This window comes from Halomonas sabkhae, from assembly GCF_030409265.1.
In the GTDB taxonomy this organism is placed as follows: Bacteria; Pseudomonadota; Gammaproteobacteria; order Pseudomonadales; family Halomonadaceae; genus Halomonas; species Halomonas halmophila.
On the sequence record NZ_JAUFPM010000015.1, the window covers coordinates 127222 to 146847 of the forward strand.

The 19626-nt window shown below is 64.9% G+C and carries 16 protein-coding genes; 4 read left to right on the forward strand and 12 right to left on the reverse strand.

What is annotated here, in order from left to right:
• The 4 genes from fdhF to QWY79_RS09800 all read left to right on the forward strand — a co-directional run bounded on the left by fdhF (position 1) and on the right by QWY79_RS09800 (position 6647).
• Positions 1–2871, forward strand: coding sequence for a formate dehydrogenase subunit alpha (fdhF, locus tag QWY79_RS09785; protein ID WP_290272248.1), 2871 nt, complete (start codon positions 1–3; stop codon positions 2869–2871).
• On the forward strand, positions 2868–3695 hold the full coding sequence (gene fdhD / locus QWY79_RS09790) for a formate dehydrogenase accessory sulfurtransferase FdhD (RefSeq protein WP_290272250.1): 828 nt from the start codon (positions 2868–2870) through the stop codon (positions 3693–3695). The genes fdhF and fdhD overlap by 4 nt, the downstream gene beginning before the upstream one ends.
• 10 nt (positions 3696–3705) lie before the next feature.
• Positions 3706–3933 (forward strand): formate dehydrogenase subunit delta, encoded by a 228-nt coding sequence (locus tag QWY79_RS09795; protein ID WP_141318581.1) that lies wholly within the window; start codon positions 3706–3708, stop codon positions 3931–3933.
• Positions 3934–4082: 149 nt separating this feature from the next.
• Entirely contained in the window at positions 4083–6647 is a 2565-nt protein-coding gene (locus QWY79_RS09800) for a GcvT family protein (protein ID WP_290272253.1), read from the forward strand.
• Between the two features lie 179 nt (positions 6648–6826).
• Here QWY79_RS09800 and QWY79_RS09805 read toward each other — a convergent pair whose 3' ends face one another.
• The 12 genes from QWY79_RS09805 to prfA all read right to left on the reverse strand — a co-directional run bounded on the left by QWY79_RS09805 (position 6827) and on the right by prfA (position 19626).
• Entirely contained in the window at positions 6827–8119 is a 1293-nt protein-coding gene (locus QWY79_RS09805) for an NAD(P)/FAD-dependent oxidoreductase (RefSeq protein ID WP_290272255.1), read from the reverse strand.
• A 149-nt stretch (positions 8120–8268) separates the two neighbouring features.
• Positions 8269–9333, reverse strand: coding sequence for a polyamine ABC transporter substrate-binding protein (locus tag QWY79_RS09810; RefSeq protein ID WP_290272258.1), 1065 nt, complete (start codon positions 9331–9333; stop codon positions 8269–8271).
• Positions 9334–9396: 63 nt separating this feature from the next.
• Positions 9397–10764: a glutamine synthetase family protein gene (locus tag QWY79_RS09815; protein WP_290272262.1), complete on the reverse strand. Its 1368-nt coding sequence runs from the start codon at positions 10762–10764 to the stop codon at positions 9397–9399.
• A gap of 141 nt (positions 10765–10905) precedes the next feature.
• On the reverse strand, positions 10906–11970 hold the full coding sequence (locus tag QWY79_RS09820) for an ABC transporter substrate-binding protein (protein ID WP_290272263.1): 1065 nt from the start codon (positions 11968–11970) through the stop codon (positions 10906–10908).
• A gap of 36 nt (positions 11971–12006) precedes the next feature.
• Positions 12007–12804, reverse strand: a complete 798-nt coding sequence (locus tag QWY79_RS09825) for an ABC transporter permease (protein WP_290272265.1) — start codon at positions 12802–12804, stop codon at positions 12007–12009.
• Positions 12801–13721, reverse strand: coding sequence for an ABC transporter permease (locus QWY79_RS09830; protein ID WP_290272268.1), 921 nt, complete (start codon positions 13719–13721; stop codon positions 12801–12803). The genes QWY79_RS09825 and QWY79_RS09830 overlap by 4 nt, the downstream gene beginning before the upstream one ends.
• Before the next feature lie 10 nt (positions 13722–13731).
• On the reverse strand, positions 13732–14865 hold the full coding sequence (locus tag QWY79_RS09835) for an ABC transporter ATP-binding protein (protein ID WP_290272270.1): 1134 nt from the start codon (positions 14863–14865) through the stop codon (positions 13732–13734).
• 31 nt (positions 14866–14896) lie between these two features.
• Entirely contained in the window at positions 14897–16189 is a 1293-nt protein-coding gene (locus tag QWY79_RS09840; protein ID WP_290272272.1) for an NAD(P)/FAD-dependent oxidoreductase, read from the reverse strand.
• A 63-nt stretch (positions 16190–16252) separates the two neighbouring features.
• Complete coding sequence (locus QWY79_RS09845) at positions 16253–17011, reverse strand: HesA/MoeB/ThiF family protein (protein ID WP_290272554.1); 759 nt, start codon at positions 17009–17011, stop codon at positions 16253–16255.
• A 5-nt stretch (positions 17012–17016) separates the two neighbouring features.
• Positions 17017–17517, reverse strand: a complete 501-nt coding sequence (locus QWY79_RS09850; protein WP_290272275.1) for an Lrp/AsnC ligand binding domain-containing protein — start codon at positions 17515–17517, stop codon at positions 17017–17019.
• 178 nt (positions 17518–17695) lie between these two features.
• On the reverse strand, positions 17696–18535 hold the full coding sequence (gene prmC / locus QWY79_RS09855; protein ID WP_290272277.1) for a peptide chain release factor N(5)-glutamine methyltransferase: 840 nt from the start codon (positions 18533–18535) through the stop codon (positions 17696–17698).
• Positions 18535–19626 (reverse strand): peptide chain release factor 1, encoded by a 1092-nt coding sequence (gene prfA, locus QWY79_RS09860; protein ID WP_290272280.1) that lies wholly within the window; start codon positions 19624–19626, stop codon positions 18535–18537. The genes prmC and prfA overlap by 1 nt, the downstream gene beginning before the upstream one ends.

A 19626-nucleotide genomic window follows, 5' to 3' on the forward strand; every position in this document is an offset into this window, starting at 1 on the left:
ATGCTCGGCTATTACGACCCCAACAAGGATTACGGCACGCCCGCCCGGCTGTCGGAGAACCACGTCAGTCTGGAAATCGATGGCGTGGAGATCACCGTACCCGAGGGCACCTCGGTGATGCGCGCCGCGGCGCTTGCCGATATCAACATCCCCAAGCTGTGTGCCAGTGACAACCTCGAAGCCTACGGCTCCTGCCGCCTGTGTGCCGTGCAGGTCGAGGGCAAGCGCGGTTATCCGGCCTCCTGCACCACGCCGGTGGAAGCCGGCATGCAGGTCACGACCCAGAACACCAAGCTGGCTCGTCTGCGCCGCAATGTCATGGAGCTGTACATCTCCGACCACCCGCTGGACTGCCTGACCTGTGCCGCCAACGGCGACTGCGAGCTGCAGGACATGGCCGGTGCCGTAGGCCTGCGCGAAGTCCGTTACGGCTATTCCGGCGAGAACCACCTCGACGCCGAAAAGGACGAGTCGAACCCCTACTTCAGCTTCGATCCCAGCAAGTGCATCGTCTGCTCGCGCTGCGTGCGCGCCTGTGAGGAGGTCCAGGGTACCTTCGCCCTGACCATCGACGGCCGCGGCTTCGACTCCAAGGTCTCGCCGAGCCAGATGGAAGACTTCATGGATTCCGAGTGCGTGTCCTGCGGCGCCTGTGTCCAGGCCTGCCCGACCGCCACCCTGATGGAAAAGAGCGTCGTCGAGCAGGGCGTGCCGGATCACAGCGTCATCACCACATGCGCCTACTGCGGCGTCGGCTGCTCCTTCAAGGCCGAAATGAAGGGCAGCGAGGTCGTGCGCATGGTGCCCTACAAGGGCGGTGACGCCAATCACGGCCACTCCTGCGTCAAGGGCCGTTTCGCCTTCGGCTATGCGACCCACCAGGATCGCCTGACCACCCCGATGATTCGCGACTCCATCGAGGAAGCCTGGCGCGAGGTCAGCTGGGAGGAAGCCATCGGCTTTGCCGCCGAACGCCTCACGGCCACCCAGGAGAAGTACGGCCGCGAAAGCATCGGTGGCATCACCTCCTCGCGCTGCACCAACGAGGAAACCTACCTGGTGCAGAAGCTGATCCGCGCCGCCTTCCGCAACAACAACACCGATACCTGTGCCCGGGTCTGTCACTCGCCCACCGGCTATGGCCTGAAGACCACTCTCGGCGAGTCCGCCGGCACCCAGACCTTCGACTCGGTGATGAAGTCGGATGCCATCATCGTCATCGGCGCCAACCCCACCGACGCCCACCCGGTGTTCGCCTCCCAGATGCGTCGCCGGATGCGCGAAGGGGCCAGCCTGATCGTCGCCGACCCGCGGCACATCGACCTGCTGGACACACCGCATCGCAGCGACGCTCAGCACCTGCCGCTGCGTCCGGGCACCAATGTGGCGCTGGTCAATGCCCTGGCCCACGTGGTGGTGACCGAGGGGCTCGAGGATCATGACTTCATCGCCGAGCGTTGCGACACCGAGGCCTACCGGACCTGGCGCGACTTCATCAGCGAGGAGCGTCATTCGCCGGAGGCCGTCGAGAACGTCACCGGCGTATCGCCGGAAGCCGTCCGTCAGGCGGCGCGCACCTATGCCAGCGTTCCCAATGGCGCCATCTACTATGGCCTGGGCGTCACCGAACACAGCCAGGGCTCGACCATGGTCATGGGCATCGCCAACCTGGCCATGGCCACCGGCAACATCGGCCGCGAGGGCGTCGGCGTGAACCCGCTGCGCGGCCAGAACAATGTCCAGGGTTCCTGCGACATGGGCTCCTTCCCCCATGAGCTGCCGGGCTACCAGCATGTCGCCGACAACGAAGCCCGCAACCGCTTCGAGAACGTCTGGGGCGTGCCCATCGACGACGAACCCGGCCTGCGCATTCCCAACATGTTCGACGCGGCCATCGAGGGTACCTTCAAGGCGATGTACGTGCAGGGCGAGGACATTGCGCAGTCCGACCCCAATACTCAGCACGTCGAAGCGGCCCTGACCTCGCTGGACTGCCTGATCGTGCAGGATATCTTCCTCAACGAGACCGCCAAGTACGCCCATGTGCTGCTGCCCGGCTCGAGCTTCCTGGAGAAGAACGGCACCTTCACCAATGCCGAGCGGCGCATCAACCGGGTGCGCAAGGTGATGCCGCCACGTGCCGGCAAGGAAGACTGGGAGATCACCGCCGACCTGGCGCGTGCCCTGGGCTATCCGATGGACTATCAACATCCCTCGGAGATCATGGACGAGATCGCGCAGTTGGCGCCGACCTTCACCGGCGTCAGCTACGACAAGCTCGAGGAACTCGGCAGCCTGCAGTGGCCCTGCAATGACGAGCATCCGCAGGGCACGCCGACCATGCACGAATTCGACTTCCCGATCGGCCTGGGACGCTTCGCCATCACCGAGTACGTGGCCACCGAGGAACGCACCAACCGGCGCTTCCCGCTGTTGCTGACCACCGGGCGCATCCTCTCCCAGTACAACGTCGGCGCTCAGACGCGACGCACCGACAACCAGACCTGGCACAACGAGGACGTCCTGGATATCCATCCCTCGGATGCGGAAATGCGCGGCATCAGCGACGGCGACTGGCTGGGCATTACCAGCCGCTCCGGCCAGACGGTGCTGCGCGCCCGGCTCAGCGAGCGCATGCAGCCGGGGGTGGTCTATACCACCTTCCACCACCCGGGCAGTGGTGCCAACGTGATCACCACCAACAGCTCCGACTGGGCCACCAACTGCCCCGAGTACAAGGTCACGGCGGTACAGGTGGAGAAGGTCAGTCAGCCCTCGGCCTGGCAGAAACGCTACGACGACTTCGATCGCGCCCAGCGCGAATACCTCGATTCCGCCCGTGAACCGGTGGCGCACGGGGTCACGCAGTGACCGAGGAAGCCGCATGGTCGGGCCGGTTTGCGGTGGAGGAGCACCGCGAACCGGCCTGGGAGGCCGAACTTCATGATGATGACCTGGTGCGGGAGACGCCGGTGGCGCTGGTCTACAACGGCATTTCGCATGCCGTGATGATGGCCAGTCCCGTCGACCTGGAGGACTTCGCCCTCGGCTTCAGCCTGACCGAGGGCATCCTCGAGCATCCCGACGAGCTGTATGACCTGACGCTTCATCAGGAGGCCGACGGCATTGCCCTGCACCTGGACATCGCCAGCCAGCGCATGGCCGAACTGCGGCAACGTCGCCGCAGTCTGTCGGGCAAGACCGGTTGCGGCCTGTGCGGCGCCGAGTCGCTGGAACAGGCCATCCGGCCGATCCCGAGGGTCAGCCCCCCGCAGCTCGATGACGCTACCGTCCAGCATGCCCTGTCACGCCTGCGCGATCACCAGCCGGCACAGTCCGCCACCGGCGCCAGCCATGGTGCCGCCTGGTGCGATGAGGATGGCGAGGTGCTGATCGCCCGCGAGGATGTCGGCCGTCACAATGCCCTGGACAAGATGATCGGCGCCCTCGCCCGACAACGCACGAACCGACAGGATGGCTTTGCCCTGGTGTCCAGTCGCGCCAGCTACGAGATGGTGCACAAGTGCGCCAGCGCCGGCATCGGGGCCCTGGTCGCCGTCTCGGCGGCCACCAGCCTGGCGGTCGAGCAGGCGCGGGCCGCCGACCTGCTGTTGATCGGCTTCGCGCGGCCGGGGCGTCACCTGGTCTACCATCGACCCGTCAGCCAGCCATCACCTGCCCTGCAGCACGCTTGAGGAGCTCTCCATGTCCGACCAACGCGATACCCTGATTCACATGGCCAATCAGATCGCCCACAACCTCCAGAGTTCCAGCGACCCGGCCACCGGCGTCAAGAATCACCTGGAAAAATTCTGGGCGCGCAGCATGAAGGAACGCATCATCAGCTACCTGGATGATGCCGACGGCGACTTCACCCCCATCGCCCGCCAGGCCGTCGAACAGCTGGCGGAGCAACGACGCCAGGCGTCGTGAATAAGTCACTCGTTCTGCCGATAGCCAGCCCGGTTTGCCCTCGGCTGTCGCCATGACACATGACGGCGTCGTGATGGGACAGCCCGCTTCATCGACGTGCATTAGCGTGACAGGATAGCGCTCGATCCCAAGGTAACGGAGGAACAACCATGGCAACCTTCCCCACTCAGGCAGACGTCGTCATCATTGGTCAGGGGGGCATCGTCGGTGCTTCCGTGGCCCATCACCTGATCGAGCGTGGCTGGGAGAACATCGTGGGTATCGACAAGTCGGCGATCCCCACCGATATCGGCTCGACCTCGCACGCCTCCGACTTCTGCTTCGCCACCGCGCACGATGAGATGACGTGCTACACCACCACCTACTCCATCGAGTTCTTCGACAAGATGGGGCACTACGATCGTGTCGGTGGCCTCGAGGTCGCGCGGGTCGGCGATGATGAGCGGATGGAGGAACTCAAGCGCAAGGTCGACTCCGGACGCGCCTTCGGTACCAACGTGCGCATGATCGGTCCGAAGGAAGCCAAGGAGCTCATGCCGCTCATCGAGGAAGACCAGATCCAGGGCGCCATGTACGACCCGGACGCCGGCCTGGTCATCCCGCGCTCGCAGATCTTCAGTGGCGAACTGGTGAAGAAGTCGGAAGAGACGGGCAAGCTCCAGGCCTTCGCCAACACCCCGGCGACCGGCCTCGAGATCGAGAACGGCCGCATCAAGGGCGTGTATACCCATCGCGGCTACATCGAAGCGCCGTACGTTGTCTGCTGCGCCGGCCTGTGGGGCCGCATGATCGCCGAGATGGCCGGCGAGGACCTGCCGATCATGCCGGTCGACCACCCGCTGCTGTGGTTCGGACCGTACGAGGAATTCGCCGGCACCGGCAAGGACATCGGCTACCCGCTGCTGCGCGACCAGGGCAACTCGGCCTACCTGCGCGACACCGGCGACCCGAATACCACCGAAGGTGGCCAGATCGAGTGGGGCTACTACGAGGAAAAGTCTCCGCGCATGGTCCATCCGCGCGACATCCTCGAGAAGGAAGAAGCGCGCCTGTCGCCCTCGCAGCGCGACCTGGAGATGGAGCAGATCATGGAGCCACTCGAGCGGGCCATGGAGCTGACCCCCATCCTGGGTGAACTCGGCTACGACGAGAAGCACTCGTTCAACGGCCTGCTGCAGGTGACCGCCGACGGCGGCCCGTCCATCGGCGAGTCCGCCCAGGTGCGTGGCCTGTGGTACGTCGAGTCCGTCTGGGTGAAGGACGGCCCGGGTACCGGCAAGGTCGTCGCCGACTGGATGACCGACGGGCGCGTCGACATCGACCCGCACGGCATCGACTTCACGCGCTATTATCCCTTCCAGAAGGAAACGGACTACATCCACGACCGCTGCTACGAGACCGCCTTCAAGATCTACAACCCGCCGGTCCACAACCGCGAGCCGTACACGGCGGCGCGCAACCTGCGCCAGAGCCCCTTCTACGAGCGCGAGGTCGAGCTCGGTGGCTACTTCATGGAAGCCGCCGGCTGGGAGCGGGCGCACGGCTACGCCAGCAACGAGCACCTGCTCGCGAAATGGGGCGACAGGATTCCGGAACGCAACGCCGAGTGGGACAACCGCCACTTCTGGCGTGTCTCCAACGCCGAGCACCTCGAGCTGTCCGAGAACGTCGGCATGATCAACCTGTCGCACTTCGCCATCTACGACGTCACGGGCCGTGATGCCGAGGCGCTGATGGAGTACACCAGCGTGGCCAAGGTCGGCGGCGATATGCCGATCGGCAAGGGTGTCTATACCCATTTCCTCGACCATCTGGGCGGCGTGCGCGCCGATCTGACGGTCCTGCGCATGGGCGAGAGCCACTACCGCGTCATCGACGGCGGTGACGCGGGCAACCGCGACTACATCTGGATGAAGCGCATGGCCGAGGACAAGGGCTTCAGCGTCGACATCCAGGAACGCACCACCGACTTCGGCTGCATCGGCCTGTGGGGCCCGAACGCCCGCACGACGCTGCAGTCCGTCGTCGACGACCCGGATGCCCTCACGGTGGACAACTTCCCGTTCGCCGCCGTCAGGGACATCACGGTCAACGGCACCCCGGTCACCGCCTTCCGCATCTCCTACGTCGGCGAGCAGGGCTGGGAGCTGCACTTCAAGTACGACGATGGCCTGGCGCTGTGGGACACCCTGTACGACCAGGGCGTCACCCCGGTCGGCATCGAGACCTACGCCAACAGCCGCCGTCTGGAGAAGTGCCTGCGCCTGCAGAATGCCGACCTGAAGACCGACTACAACCTGTTGGAAGCGGGCCTGGCCCGGCCGAAGGTCAAGCCGGCCGACTTCCATGGCAAGGAGGCCTACGTCGCCCAGCGCGAGCGTGCGCATCAGCCGGCCTATCTGTGCACCATGACGATGATCGACAACACCGATGCCAACGGCGTCGCGCGTTACCCGGTCGGGCATCTGCCGATCATGGATCCGCAGACCGGCAAGACCCTGGTCGATGAGCTCGGTCGGAATTCCTACGTCACCAGCGTTGCCTACGGCCCGTCGGTGGGCAAGAACATCTGCCTCGGCTATCTGCCCTACGCGTACTGCGAAGAGGGTCGCACCCTCAACGTCCAGTACTTCGACGAGATCTACTCGGTACAGGTCGAGTCGGTCGGCTACAAGCCGCTGTACGATCCGGAGAACCTGCGCCCCAAGAGCTGAGCCTTGGAAGCGAGGGGTGAGAAGTAAGAGGTAAGAGGTAAGAGGTAAGAGGTAAGAATTGAAAAGTGAAAAGTGAACAGTAAGAAGTGAAAAGTTAGCGCCAGGAGGGTCAGGCCCTCCTGGCGCTTTCGTTTGCTGACACCTTGCCTGGCGTTCGCCCCGGTCTGGCCGGGCCAGTGTCAAACGCCCAGGCGGTCGCGGGTCGAATAGTACCAGGCACCGAGGGCCGATAGCGGCACGCGCAACATTCGCCCACCGGGAAAGGGCAAGTGCGGCAGGCCGGCGAAGGCATCGAAGCGTTCCTCGCGGCCGGTCATGACTTCGGCGATCAGGCGGCCGGCCAGGTGCGTGCAGGTCACACCATGGCCCGAATAGCCCTGCGCGTAGTAGACGTTGTCGTTGATGACGCCGAACTGCGGCAGCCGGTTGAGCGTCATCAGGAAGTTGCCGCTCCAGGCGTAATCGATGGACACCCCCTTCAGGCCGGGAAAGGTCTTTTCCATCTTGGGCCGGATGACCGCCTCGATGTCCGCCGGGTCCTGGCCGCCATAATTGACACCACCTCCGTAAAGCAGCCGGTTATCGGCCGTCAGCCGATAGTAATCCAGCAGATAGTTGCAGTCCTCCACGGCCAGCCCATTGGGCAGCAGCGCGCGTCCCCGCTCCTCGCCCAGCGGCTCGGTGACGATGATCTGGGTGCCACAGGGCATCGACTTGCCCTCGAGTTCGGGCAGCACACCGTTCAGGTAGGCGTTGCCGGCCATGACCACGCGCGCCGCGCTCACCACTCCGCCCGGGGTTTCGAGTCGCACCCGTTCGCCATGCGTCAGGCGGTCGACCGGCGTTTGCTCATGGATCACGCCCCCCAGTGACTCGAAGGCGGCCGCCTGACCGAGGACCAGATTGAGCGGATGCAGATGCCCCCCGGAATGGTCGACCAGGGCACCACTATAACGATCCGAACCGACTTCACGCTTGACCGCCTCGCCTTCCAGCAGCTCCAGCTGCTGGTGGCCATAGCGCTCCCACAACGCCTTGTGCTCGCGCAGGCCGGCCATCTGCTTGCCGTTGCAGGCGGCAAAGAGGTTGCCGTCACGCAGGTCGCAGTCGATGCCGTAATCCGCCACGCGCTCACGAATGATGCGGTTGCCCTCGAAGGCCATGTCGCCCAGAACGCGAGCCGTCTCGCTGCCGTAGCGGGACTCGATCATGTCCATGTCGCGGCTGTAGCTGTTGACGATCTGGCCACCGTTGCGCCCCGAGGCGCCGAAACCGACACGGGAGGCTTCGAGCAACACGACCTGAAACCCCTGCTCGGCGAGATGCAGTGCAGCGGAGATGCCGGTGAAGCCGGCTCCCACCACACAGACGTCACACTGGATATCCCCGGTCAGCGCCGGGCGTCGCGGGGTGGGATTGGCCGATGCCGCATACCAGGATGCGACATGCTCCATGGGCGAGGTAACAGTCATGCGGGCCTCCGAATGGCGATTTTATTTTACAATATTACGCAGATTCTAGGGGCCAATTCATGAATTGGCAAATCCGGCGTAAATTATAATCACCACATTCTGACACCGCCTGACCATGCCCCGCCTCGGCCCGCTCCCCCCGGGCCTGGTTAGCGGCTACGCACCTCGGTCCAGATCTGCTGCAACATCTGCAGCTGTTCACCCTCGATGAGCGGTGTGGTGACCAGCTGGTCACGCCGCTCGTCTTCCAGCCGCGAACTCTCGGCCAGGTCCTCGGGCAGATACTCCAGAGCCGCCTTGTTGGGTGAACGATAGTAGGCAAAATCCGCCGAACGGGCCGCATTCTCCGGCTGCATCAGAAAGCTGATGAACTTGTGGGCCAGTTCCGGATGCGGCGCACGCGCCGGAATCACCAGGGTATCCACGCCGAGCTGCGAGCCTTCTTCCGGCACGAAGAATTCCAGATCCTCATAGGTCTCCGGCGAGGCAGCCTTGCGATAGTCCACATCGCCGCTGTAGGTCACGGCAACCTGCGAGACGCCCCGCGCGACCTGTTCGACGGCGGCCGTGCTGTCGACGAAGCCCGTAAAGTTGGGACGGTCCAGCGTCTTGCCGGCCAGGCGTGCCGCTTCGACCCAGGGCTCCTGGCCGACACAGTCGAAACCGGCGCCCTGATAGGCACAGGCCATGCCCAGCGCCACCTGGGGATCGCCGCCCAGCAGCGCGAAAGGCTGGTCGGGGTTGAGCTCGGGGTCGAACAGCAGGCCCCAGGACTCCGGCGGATCGGGGAAGGTCCGGGTGTTGTAGACGATACCCGTGGCCCCCCACAGATAGGGCACGCTGTACTCCTCCTGCGGGTCGTAGGATGGCTCGCGAAACGCCTCCATGAGGTTGTCGCGGCCCTCGATCAGCGACGGGTCGAGCGGCTGGATCAGGCCGGCATTGATGAGCCGGGGCACGAAATAGTCGGTGGGTACCACCACATCGAACTGGGCATCGCCGCCCGCCGATAACTTGGAGAACATCTCGGCATTGGAGGTGAAGTAACTCTCGACCACTTCCACGTCGTACTTCGCCTCGAAGTCCTCGACGACGCCCGGGTCCATGTACTCGGTCCAGTTGAAAACGTAGAGCTTGTCCGCCTCGGCGGCCATCGCGGCCGTGCCGGCGCCGAGCAGGCACGCGCCCAGCAGGCCTGTCAGTCGATATCGCATGTCGATCTCCAGAGTTTTGGTGCTTGTTGTTGAAACCGGCCCGAGCCCCTCGGGGCCCGGCTCTCACACTCTCAGCAGCAGATGCTCGCGTTCCCAGGAGCTGATGACCTGGAAATATTCGCGATGCTCGGCGCGCTTGACGGCCAGATAACTGTTGGTGAAACGCTCGCCGAGGATATCGGCCAACGGCTTGCAGTCGCGCAGCATGTCCAGGGCCGGACCGATATCGTCGGGCAGCTTGCCGCCGCTGGACCAGGCCGAACCGACCATCGGTGGCCGCGACTCGAGCTGGCTCAGCATGCCCAGGTAGCCACAGGCCAGCGAGGCGGCCATGACCAGATAGGGGTTGGCATCGGCACCCGCCAGACGGTTCTCGATACGCGTGGCCTCGGGTGGCGCCATGGGTACCCGCAAGCCCACGGTGCGGTTATCCATGCCCCACTCGACATTGACCGGGGCCGAACCGCTGTTCTCGGTACGCAGCAGGCGCCGGTAGGAGTTGACGTTGGGCGCCAGCAACGGCAAGGACGCCGGCAGATAACGCTGCATGCCGCCGATGAAATGATGAAACAGACGGCTGTGCTGCCCCTCCTCGCCGGCAAAGAGGTTACGCCCGGTCTTGATATCGACCAGACTCTGATGCAGATGCATCGAACTGCCGGGCTCCTTGGCCATGGGCTTGGCCATGAAGGTGCCGTACATGCCATGCCGCAGGGCGGTCTCGCGCAGGGTGCGCTTGAAGATCACCACCTGGTCGGCCAGGGTCAGCGGGTCCCCATGCTCGAAGTTGACCTCCATCTGCCCGGCCCCTTCCTCGTGGATCAGGGTGTCCAGGTTGAGGTCCATGGCCTCGCAGTAGTCATACATTTCCTCGAACAGCGGATCGAACTCGTTGACCGCATCGATGGAAAACGACTGGCGACTACTCTCCTGGCGACCGCAACGACCGATCGGCGGCTCCAGTGGATAATCCGAGTCGGTGTTGGTCTTGACCAGGAAGAACTCCACCTCGGGCGCCACCACCGGCTTCCAGCCGCGTGCTTCATACAACGACAACACGCGCTTCAACACATGGCGCGGCGACAGCTCGACGGCTTCACCGGTCAGATAGTGACAGTCGTGGATGATCTGCGCCGTGGCATCCTCGGCCCAGGGCACCAGGTAGACGGCATTGGGGTCCGGCAGCAGCTCCATGTCGCGCTCGGCGGGATTCCAGAACTGGGTGTCCTCATCATCCGGGTAACCCCCGGTCACGGTCTGGATGAAGAGCGAGTCCGGCAGTCGCGGCCGCCCACCGTTCAGATACTTGCCGGCCGGCATGATCTTGCCCTTGAGAATACCGGTCAGGTCGGTGACCAGGCACTCGACCTCGGTGATGCCGTGCTGTTCGAACCACTCGTTAAGGAACGGGAGTTCCTGACGATTACTCATGGAAAAATCCTTGCTGATGACAACGGGCGCCGGATCTCGTCACTCGAAGTAGGCGAGCGGCGAGCCCCGGGACATCCCCTGCCCCTGGAGCTCGCATCTCGTGGCTCGTGGCTCGGTGGCTCGTGGCTCGTGGCTCACGATCTAGCGCGACTTCACCTCGGACCACAGTTGCTGGAACATCTGCAGCTGCTCGCCTTCCAGGGTCGGCGTGAAGTGCAAACGCTCCATGTCTGCCTCGCTGGGCTGCACGGGCGGTTTCGCCAGGGCCTCGTCCAGGTGCGGACGGGCCGCCTGATTGGGGCTGGCATAGTAATTGTAATTCGACAGCTGGGCGCCGACCTCGGCATCCAGGATGAAGTCGATGAACTCGTGGGCCATCTCGGGATTCGGCGCATCCGCGGGAATCATCATGGCATCGACCCACATCTCCGCCCCTTCATCGGGAATCATGAAGGCCATCTCGGCAAAGGCGTCGGGGTTTTCTTCCTTGAAGAACAGGAAGTCGCCATTGTAGGACATGCCGGCGTGCGTCACGCCGCGGGCCAGCTGCTGCAGCGCCGGTGTGCCGTCGGTGAAGCCGCTGAAGGTCTCGCGTTCCTTGGTGTCGAGCAGCAGTTGCGCCGCCTCGCGCCAGGCATCCATGGAGGTGCAGTCGTAGCCATGGCCGAGATAGGCACAGGCACTGCCGATCGAGACCTGGCCATCGCCCATCAGGCCGAAGGGATGCTGCGCATTGGTCTCGTCATCGAACAGCAGCGACCAGCTCTTGGGGGCATCGGGGAAGGTCTCGGTGTTGTAGATCAGGCCGGTCACGCCCCATTGATACGGGGCGGAGTAACGCGCCCCCGGGTCATAGGCGGGGTCGGCGAACTGCTGCATGACATTATCGAGGTTGTCGAGCTTCGACTTGTCGAGCTCCTGGACCAGTCCGGTCTCGATCAATCGCGGAATGTAGTAATTGGACGGCACGATGATGTCGTACTGCGAGGTACCGCCGGCCTGCAGCTTGGCGAACATCTCGGGATTGGAGTTGAAGTAGCTCTGAACCACGTCCACATCGTGCTCTTCCTCGAAGGCCTCGATGATCGCCGGGTCCATGTACTCCGTCCAGTTGAACAGGTAGAGCTTGTTGTCCTGTGCCTGGGCATGCCCTGCCAGCATCAGACTGGCCAGCGACAGCGCCAGGGGGGTCTTGTGGATCTGCATGTTCGACTCCTCGTTTCACCGCGACGGGGTACCGGCCTAGTCGGGCCGGCGACGATTGAAGATGAGACTCAGGACCGCCGCCAGCGCGACGGCCCCGATCATCAAGGATGCAATGGCATTGATCTCCGGCGACACGCCCTTCTTGATCGCCCCCCAGATATAGATCGGCAGCGTGGCGCTTTCCGGTCCGGACGTGAAGAAACTGATGACAAAGTCATCGATGGACAGCGTAAAGGACAGGAAGAAGGCCGATATCAACGCTGGCTTGATGGTCGGCAGCATGAAGTGCCGGACGCGCTTGAGAGGCGAGGCATACAGATCCTTGGCCGCCTCGAACAGCGTCGGGTCCAGGCCCACGAAGCGTGAATAGATGATCAGCGCCACGAAGGGAATCTGAAAGGTGACATGGGCGATGATCATGGTCGCCAGACCGGGTTGAAGCCAGCCGGTGGCCTCGTGAACCTGGACGAAGAAGGCCATTTCGGAGATACCGAAGACGATGTCCGGCAGCACGATGGGCAGATAGATCAGCACGATCAGCCACCCCAGCTTGCGGTGACGATGGCGATACATGCCGTAGCCGATCAGGCAACCGATGCCCAGGGCAATCACCGACGACACGATGGCCAGCACCATGCTGTTGGCAAAGGCCGAGAGGATCTGCTCGTTGCCCAGCAGGCGCCGATACCAGCGCAGGGAAAGGCCGGCCAGGCTGGCCGAACTGTTGGCCGAGTTGAACGAGAACAGCACCACCACCGCCAGCGGCAGGTAGAGAAAGAACAGCGTCAACCACCAGAACCCGGTCAGCCCGCGCTTCAGTCCCCGTTTGCTCATATCACCACCTCTTCACCGCCACCCAGGCGCTTGCCGATACGACGCATGGCGAACAACCCGATGAAGGTCGCAATCAGCATCAGTATCGCCCCGGCGGCCCCCAGTGGCCAGTTGGAACCGCCCGAGAACTGCGTCGCCACCAGATTGCCCAGCATCATGGCCTTGCCGCCCCCCAGCAGCTCGGGAATCACGTACATGCCGAAGGCCGGGATGGCGACCAGCACGATGCCCGCCAGCAGGCCCGGCAGGGTCTGCGGAAAGACCGCATGGCGAAAGGCCCGCACGGGTGACGCATAGAGGTCCTGGGCCGCCTCGACCTGGGCGCCATCCAGCTTCTCGAAGGCCGCATACAGCGGTAGTACCATGAACGGCAGGAAGTTATAGACCAGCCCCAGCGTGACCGCGAAATTGGACGGATAGAGCCCCATGTTGGGGGCGATCAGGCCCAGCCACTCGGCCAGTTCCGACAGCGGCGTGCCCGGCGCCAGCAGGTTCATCCAGCCAAAGGTACGGATCACCTGGTTGGTCCAGGACGGCACCACCACGGCCAGCAGCATGATCGGCCGCCAGCGCTCGCGGCAGGTGGTGATGTAGTAGGCAATCGGATAGGCAACGATCACGACCAGTGTCGTGGACAGCAGGGTCTGCCACAGCGAACGCAACAGGGTATACAGGTTGCCCGGGCTCCAGCCGAGAAAACCGAAGCCCGCCAGGCGCTCGAAGGCGTCCAGCGTCAAGGGCATCTCGGGCAAGCCATAGGGGCCATTGGTCATGAAGGCCACGCCCATCAAATAGGCGCTGGGCAGCACCAGAAAGAGCGTGATCCACAGCGCCCCCGGTCCCACGCTGAACAGCAGGTGGCGCGTTTCGGCGACCACGGCCCGCCGACGCATCAGGTGTGGCGATGTTCCGGGCATGACATTCTCCTCACGCGGCGACGGTGACCAGATCCTCGGGGCACACGCTGATGGTCACCGCATCCCCCGCCTGGTGCACCCGCTGCCCCAGGTTGCTGGCCACCACCATCAGCGCATGGCCATTGACCTCCAGCACGTATTCGATACGGCTGCCACGATACAGCCGCTCCTGCACGACGCCCGCCAGGTGATTATAGCCCTCGGGCACCGTATCGCTGATCTCGAGCGTCTCAGGCCGGACCAGCAGCCAGTCCCCGGGGGTGCTGTCCTGCTCGCCGGGCACGAGCTGCAGCCAGCCGATGTCGGTCTGCACCCAGGCATCCTCCCGGGCATGTATGGCAAAGAGGTTCTCGTGGCCCATGAAGCGAGCCACGAAGGCATTGGCAGGCCGTTCGTAGACCTCGCTCGGCGCCCCCACCTGCTGAATGTTGCCGCTGTCGAGCACCGCGATGCGGTCCGACATGACCATCGCCTCGTCCTGATCATGCGTGACGAACACGAAGGTCATGCCCAGCCGCTTCTGCAGGCGCTGCAGTTCGACCTGCAGCTGGGCGCGCAGGCCGGCATCGAGGGCCGAGAGCGGCTCATCCAGCAGCAGCACGTCCGGCTCGCAGACCAGCGCCCTGGCCAGGGCGATGCGCTGACGCTGCCCGCCGGACAGCTGATCGACGCGCCGCTCGACCAGATCCCCCAGCTTGATGAAGGCGGCAATCTCGTCGACCTTGGCGTCACGTTCCCCGGCCGGCAGGCCGCGCATCTTGAGGCCGAAGGCCAGGTTGTCACGCACCGAGAGATGCGGAAAGAGCGCATAGGACTGAAAGACCGTATTCACGCTGCGTCGATGCGGCGGCACCTCGGTCAGTTCCTTGTCGCCGACGACCAGGGTTCCCTGATCGGGCTCCTCCAGGCCGGCCAGGATGCGCAGCAGGGTCGTCTTGCCGCAGCCGGAAGGCCCCAGCAGCGTGAAGAACTCCCCGGCCCGGATCGACAGGTCGACCCCGTCCAGGGCGACCGCATCGGCTCCGAAGCGCTTGTGCAGGCCGCGCAGCTCGATGCTCGAGGCCTTGCGGGTCTCTGCCTCCTGATCTGCCGCCGTCGCCAGCGTCGCGGCATCGGCCATGGCCGCCGGAGTCCTGTTGCTCATGGAGGAACCCTCCTGGTGGGTCAGTGGCGTCTCACATACGATCACGAAGTTTATAGAAATGCGTGGCCAGTACCAGCAGCGGCTTGCGCAACCAGGGGCCGCCCGGGAAGGGGCGATGCGGCATGGCGGCAAAGGTATCGAAACCCCGGGCGTGGCCGGCGATGGCATCGCTCATCAGCTTGCCGGCCAGGCCGGCCAGCGCCATGCCATGGCCGGAGTAACCCTGGGCATAGAAGATATTGTCGCCCAACCGGCCGAAGTCCGGGGCGCGATTGAGCGTGATTGCCACATCGCCGCCCCAGCGATACTCGATGGGCACGCCCTCCAGTATCGGGAAGAGACCGGCGATCTTGGCGTCCATGCGTGCCTCGAGATTGGGGGGCTCACGCCCATCATAGCTGACCTCGCCACCATAGATGAGGCGCCGGTCGGCCGACAGCCGGTAATAATCGAGCACGAAGTTGGCATCCGACAGGGCGTCGCCCCGGGGCAGCACCTGTGCCGCCTGGGCGTCACTCAACGGTGCGGTCGCCACCATGTAGTTGGCGGCCCGCATGATGCGTCCGGACAGCTCGGGGACCAGGCCGAGCTGATAGGCATTGGTGCCGAGCACCAGCACATCGGCCGTGACGCTCCCCTGATCGGTCTCGACGCACGCCGGCTCGCCCCGCCGGATGCGGCGCACGGCGCTGTGCGAGCAGAGCCGGGCACCGGCACGTTGCGCGGCGCGTGCCAGCCCCAGGGTATAATTGAGCGGATGCAGGTGGCCGCCTTCATGATCAAAGAGGGCCGCCGGGTAGGCATCGGTCACGACATGCTCGCGCAGGGCCTGGCCCTCCAGCCACTCCAGTGCCGGATAGCCATACTGCTCGGCCAGGGTACGCCGGAACGCCTCGAGTTCCTTGACGTGGCGCGGCTTGACCGCGGCGTGCAGGTAGCCCCAGGACAGCTCGCAGGGTATCGCGTGTCGCTCGACCAGCGCCGCCGTCAGGCGCACCGCCTCACGGCTCATGTCCCAGATCTGCTGCGCGCTTTCCCGGCCCAGCGCCTTTTCGACGGTGGCGATGTCGGTGCCCAGGCCGGGAAGAATCTGCCCGCCACTGCGCCCGGAGGCCCCATGGCCGATCTCTTCGGCCTCCAGCAGGATCACCGAATAGCCGCGTTCGGCGAGGTGCAGGGCCGCCGAGCAGCCGGTGACACCGCCCCCGATCACGCACACATCGGCATGCTGCGCGCCCTGCAGGGCGTCATGGGGCGCCAGCTCGACACTGATCGAATCCCGATACCAGGAGGCAGGACGCCCTTGTGAAGCAGAACTCTGCATGCCTATCGCCTCCGTCATGCGTTGCCAGCGCTCGAGCGGCATGTCGTGCCGCCACCGGTCCCGCTAGGCGCCATCACCACAGACCGCACAGCCCGGATCGCGTGGCAGCGCAAAGTGCCGCCACTGGCCGGTCAGCCCATCGAAGGTGGCAAGCCCCTGGTGCACCCGGCCGGCACCGCTCACCAGCTTGAGCGCCTCGAGTGCCTGGAAGCTGCCGATCAGCCCGACCAGCGGGGCGACCACGCCGTTCTCCGCGCAGCGCAGCTCGTCATCCGTTTCGCTGTCACTGCCCGGTGGGTACAGGCAACCATAGCACGGCGACGCCGGATCCCGTGGATCGAATACCGCCAGTTGCCCGGAAAACCGAATGGCGGCGCCGGAGACCAACGGGACCCCCGCCGCCCGGCAGGCTGCATTGACCGCGTAGCGACTGGCAAAGCGGTCCGTGCAGTCCAGCACCACATCGACACCGGCCACCGCGGCCTGCAACGCCTCGCCATCGAGGCGCCCGGCATGCGCCACGATCTCGATCTCCGGGTTGAGCGCCAGGCCGGCGGCGCGCCCCGACTCGGCCTTGGAGCGACCGATGTCGTCCATGCCATGGGCAATCTGTCGCTGCAGATTGGACAGCTCCACGCTGTCATCATCGGCCAGTGTCAGATGGCCCATGCCGGCCGCGGCCAGATACATGGCCACCGGCGACCCCAGCCCGCCGACCCCGACCACCAGCGCGCGGCCATCCAGCAAGCGCTGCTGCCCCTCGATATCGATGGACTCGAGCATGATCTGGCGGCTGTAGCGCAACAGGGCCTGGTCATTCATGGTGCTCACTTGTCGTCGAACTCCTCGATATCCGGGACATGCAGTGACACGTCTTCCTTGACCTCTTCCATCACCACATAGCTCTTGGACTCCTTGACCCCGGGCAGGGTCAGCACCACGTCGCCGAGCAACTGGCGGTAGGCCGACATCTCGGGAATCCGGCACTTGAGAATATAGTCGAACTGCCCCGAGACCAGGTGACACTCCTGGATCTGTGGCAGGCTGGAAACGGCGCGCCGGAATTCGTCGAATACCGCGGGCGATTGCGTTTCCAGGCTGATCTCGACGAAGACCAGCAGATTGGCCTTGAGCGCACCGGGGTCGAGCAATGCCTTGTAACCGCGGATCACGCCGGCCCTTTCCAGACGCTTGACGCGCTCCAGACAGGGCGTGGTCGAGAGCCCGACCTGAGAAGCCAGGTCGACATAGGAAATACGGGCGTTGTCCTGCAGGCAACGCAGGATATTGAGATCGATGCGATCCAGCGAGCGGGCCTTGGTTTTCATTATCGTCCTGACACGCGATGGGCACGGGTCTGGCGCCGGATGACAGAAAATCTGCCTGAACCCGCCGGGGGAAAAGCCGGGCTCATGGTCTTCCGTCATGCCAGACCGGCGACAAGAAGTAGAATTTGCTGGCAATAGATGTAACACAGGCGACCCTGCGGGCTCCAGTCCGCCCGGCTCAGGCGGGGCGACGCCCCAGGCTGACCCGTTCGTGCCCCGCCAGGTCCGGCTCGCTCATGACGGCCTCATAGCCACACGCCTGCAGGGCCTCGCGGACCGCGGCGCCCTGCTCGGCGCCATGTTCCAGCAGCAGCCAGCCGCCCGGCAGCAGCCGCCGGAACGAGGCCTCGACGAGGTGACGCAGGTCGGCCAGGCCAGCCTCGCCGGCCACCAGGGCCCCCCGCGGCTCGAAGCGCACATCACCGCGTTCGAGGTGGGGATCGTCCGCGGCCAGATACGGCGGGTTGGCCACGATCATCGCCAGGCCGTCGTCCTCCAGCGCCGCGAACCAGTCGCCGACCACGAAGCTGGCGTTGGGGATCGACAGCCGCCGGGCATTGCGCTGCGCCAGCCGCACGGCATCGGGATTGAGGTCGATGCCCAGCACCCGCCAGCCGGGACGCTCACTGGCCACTGCCAGGGCCACGGCCCCGGTGCCGGTACCCAGATCCAGCAGGTACCCCTCGTGCGCCGGCATGCGTGCCAGCGCCGCCGCCACCAGGGTTTCGGTGTCGGGCCGCGGAATCAGGGTGCTCGGCGCCGTCAACAGCGGCAACCCCCAGAATTCCCGCTCGCCGATCAGATAGGCCACTGGCTGGCCGCCCGCCCGCGCGGCCACCAGGGCATCGAAGCGCGCCCGGGTGAAGGTGTCGGCCGGACGATCCCCCCAGGTATAGAGCCAGGTGCGGTCCACCCCCAGCACATGGCACAGCAGCACCTCGGCATCGCGTCGGGCACTCGGCGAACCGGCGTCCGACAAGCGGGCCGTGGCGCTTGTCAGCAAGCTGTCCAGGCGCATCAGGGTTCCTGTTGCAGGGCGGCCAGCTGCTCCGCCTGATATTCGTTGATCAGCGGCTCGATGACCTCGTCGAGCCCCTCGCCGCTGACCACGTCGTTGAGCTTGTACAGCGTCAGGTTGATGCGATGATCGGTCAGGCGTCCCTGAGGGAAGTTGTAGGTACGGATGCGCTCGCTGCGATCGCCGGAGCCCACCAGCGAACGCCGCTCGTCGGCCTGCTGCTGACGCTGACTGTCCTGTGCCGCCTGCTTGAGACGCGCGGCGAGAAACGACATGGCCTTGGCGCGGTTCTTGTGCTGACTGCGCTCTTCCTGGCACTCGACCACCAGGCCGCTCGGCAGGTGGGTGATGCGGATCGCCGAGTCCGTGGTATTGACGTGCTGACCGCCGGCCCCGCTGGCGCGAAAGGTGTCGACCCTGAGGTCATTGCTGTCGAGCTCGACATCGCCGACCTCGGCGGCCTCGGGCATGACCGCCACCGTGCAGGCCGAGGTATGGATACGGCCCTGTGATTCGGTGGCCGGCACACGCTGCACCCGGTGCGCCCCGGACTCGAACTTCAGGCGCGCATAGACCCCTTCGCCGCGTACGCGGGAAATCATTTCCTTGTAGCCGCCCTGATCACCATGGCTGACACTGATGACCTCGACCTTCCAGCCCTGCTGCTCGGCATAGCGCGAGTACATGCGGAAGAGGTCGCCGGCGAACAGCGCCGCCTCGTCTCCGCCGGTGCCGGCACGGATCTCGAGGAAGACATTGCTGTCGTCATCCGGGTCACGCGGCACCAGCAACTGCTTGAGGCGCGCCTCCAGTGTCTCGAGTCTGTCCTGTGCGGCCGCGCGTTCCAGCTCGGCCAGCTCGCGCATCTCGGCGTCGGCGTCGTCGGCCATGGCCTCGGCGGTCGCCATGTCCCCCTCGGCGGCCCGGTAGTCATGCCAGGTCGCCACCAGCTCCTCCAGCTCGGCATACTCACGCGAGTAACCGCGGAAGCTGGCCTGGTCGGCGATCACGTCCGGGTCCGCCATCAGGGCGGCGAGCTCCTCGAAACGCTCGGCAAAGGAATCGAGGCGCTGGCGCAGGGAAGCTTTCAT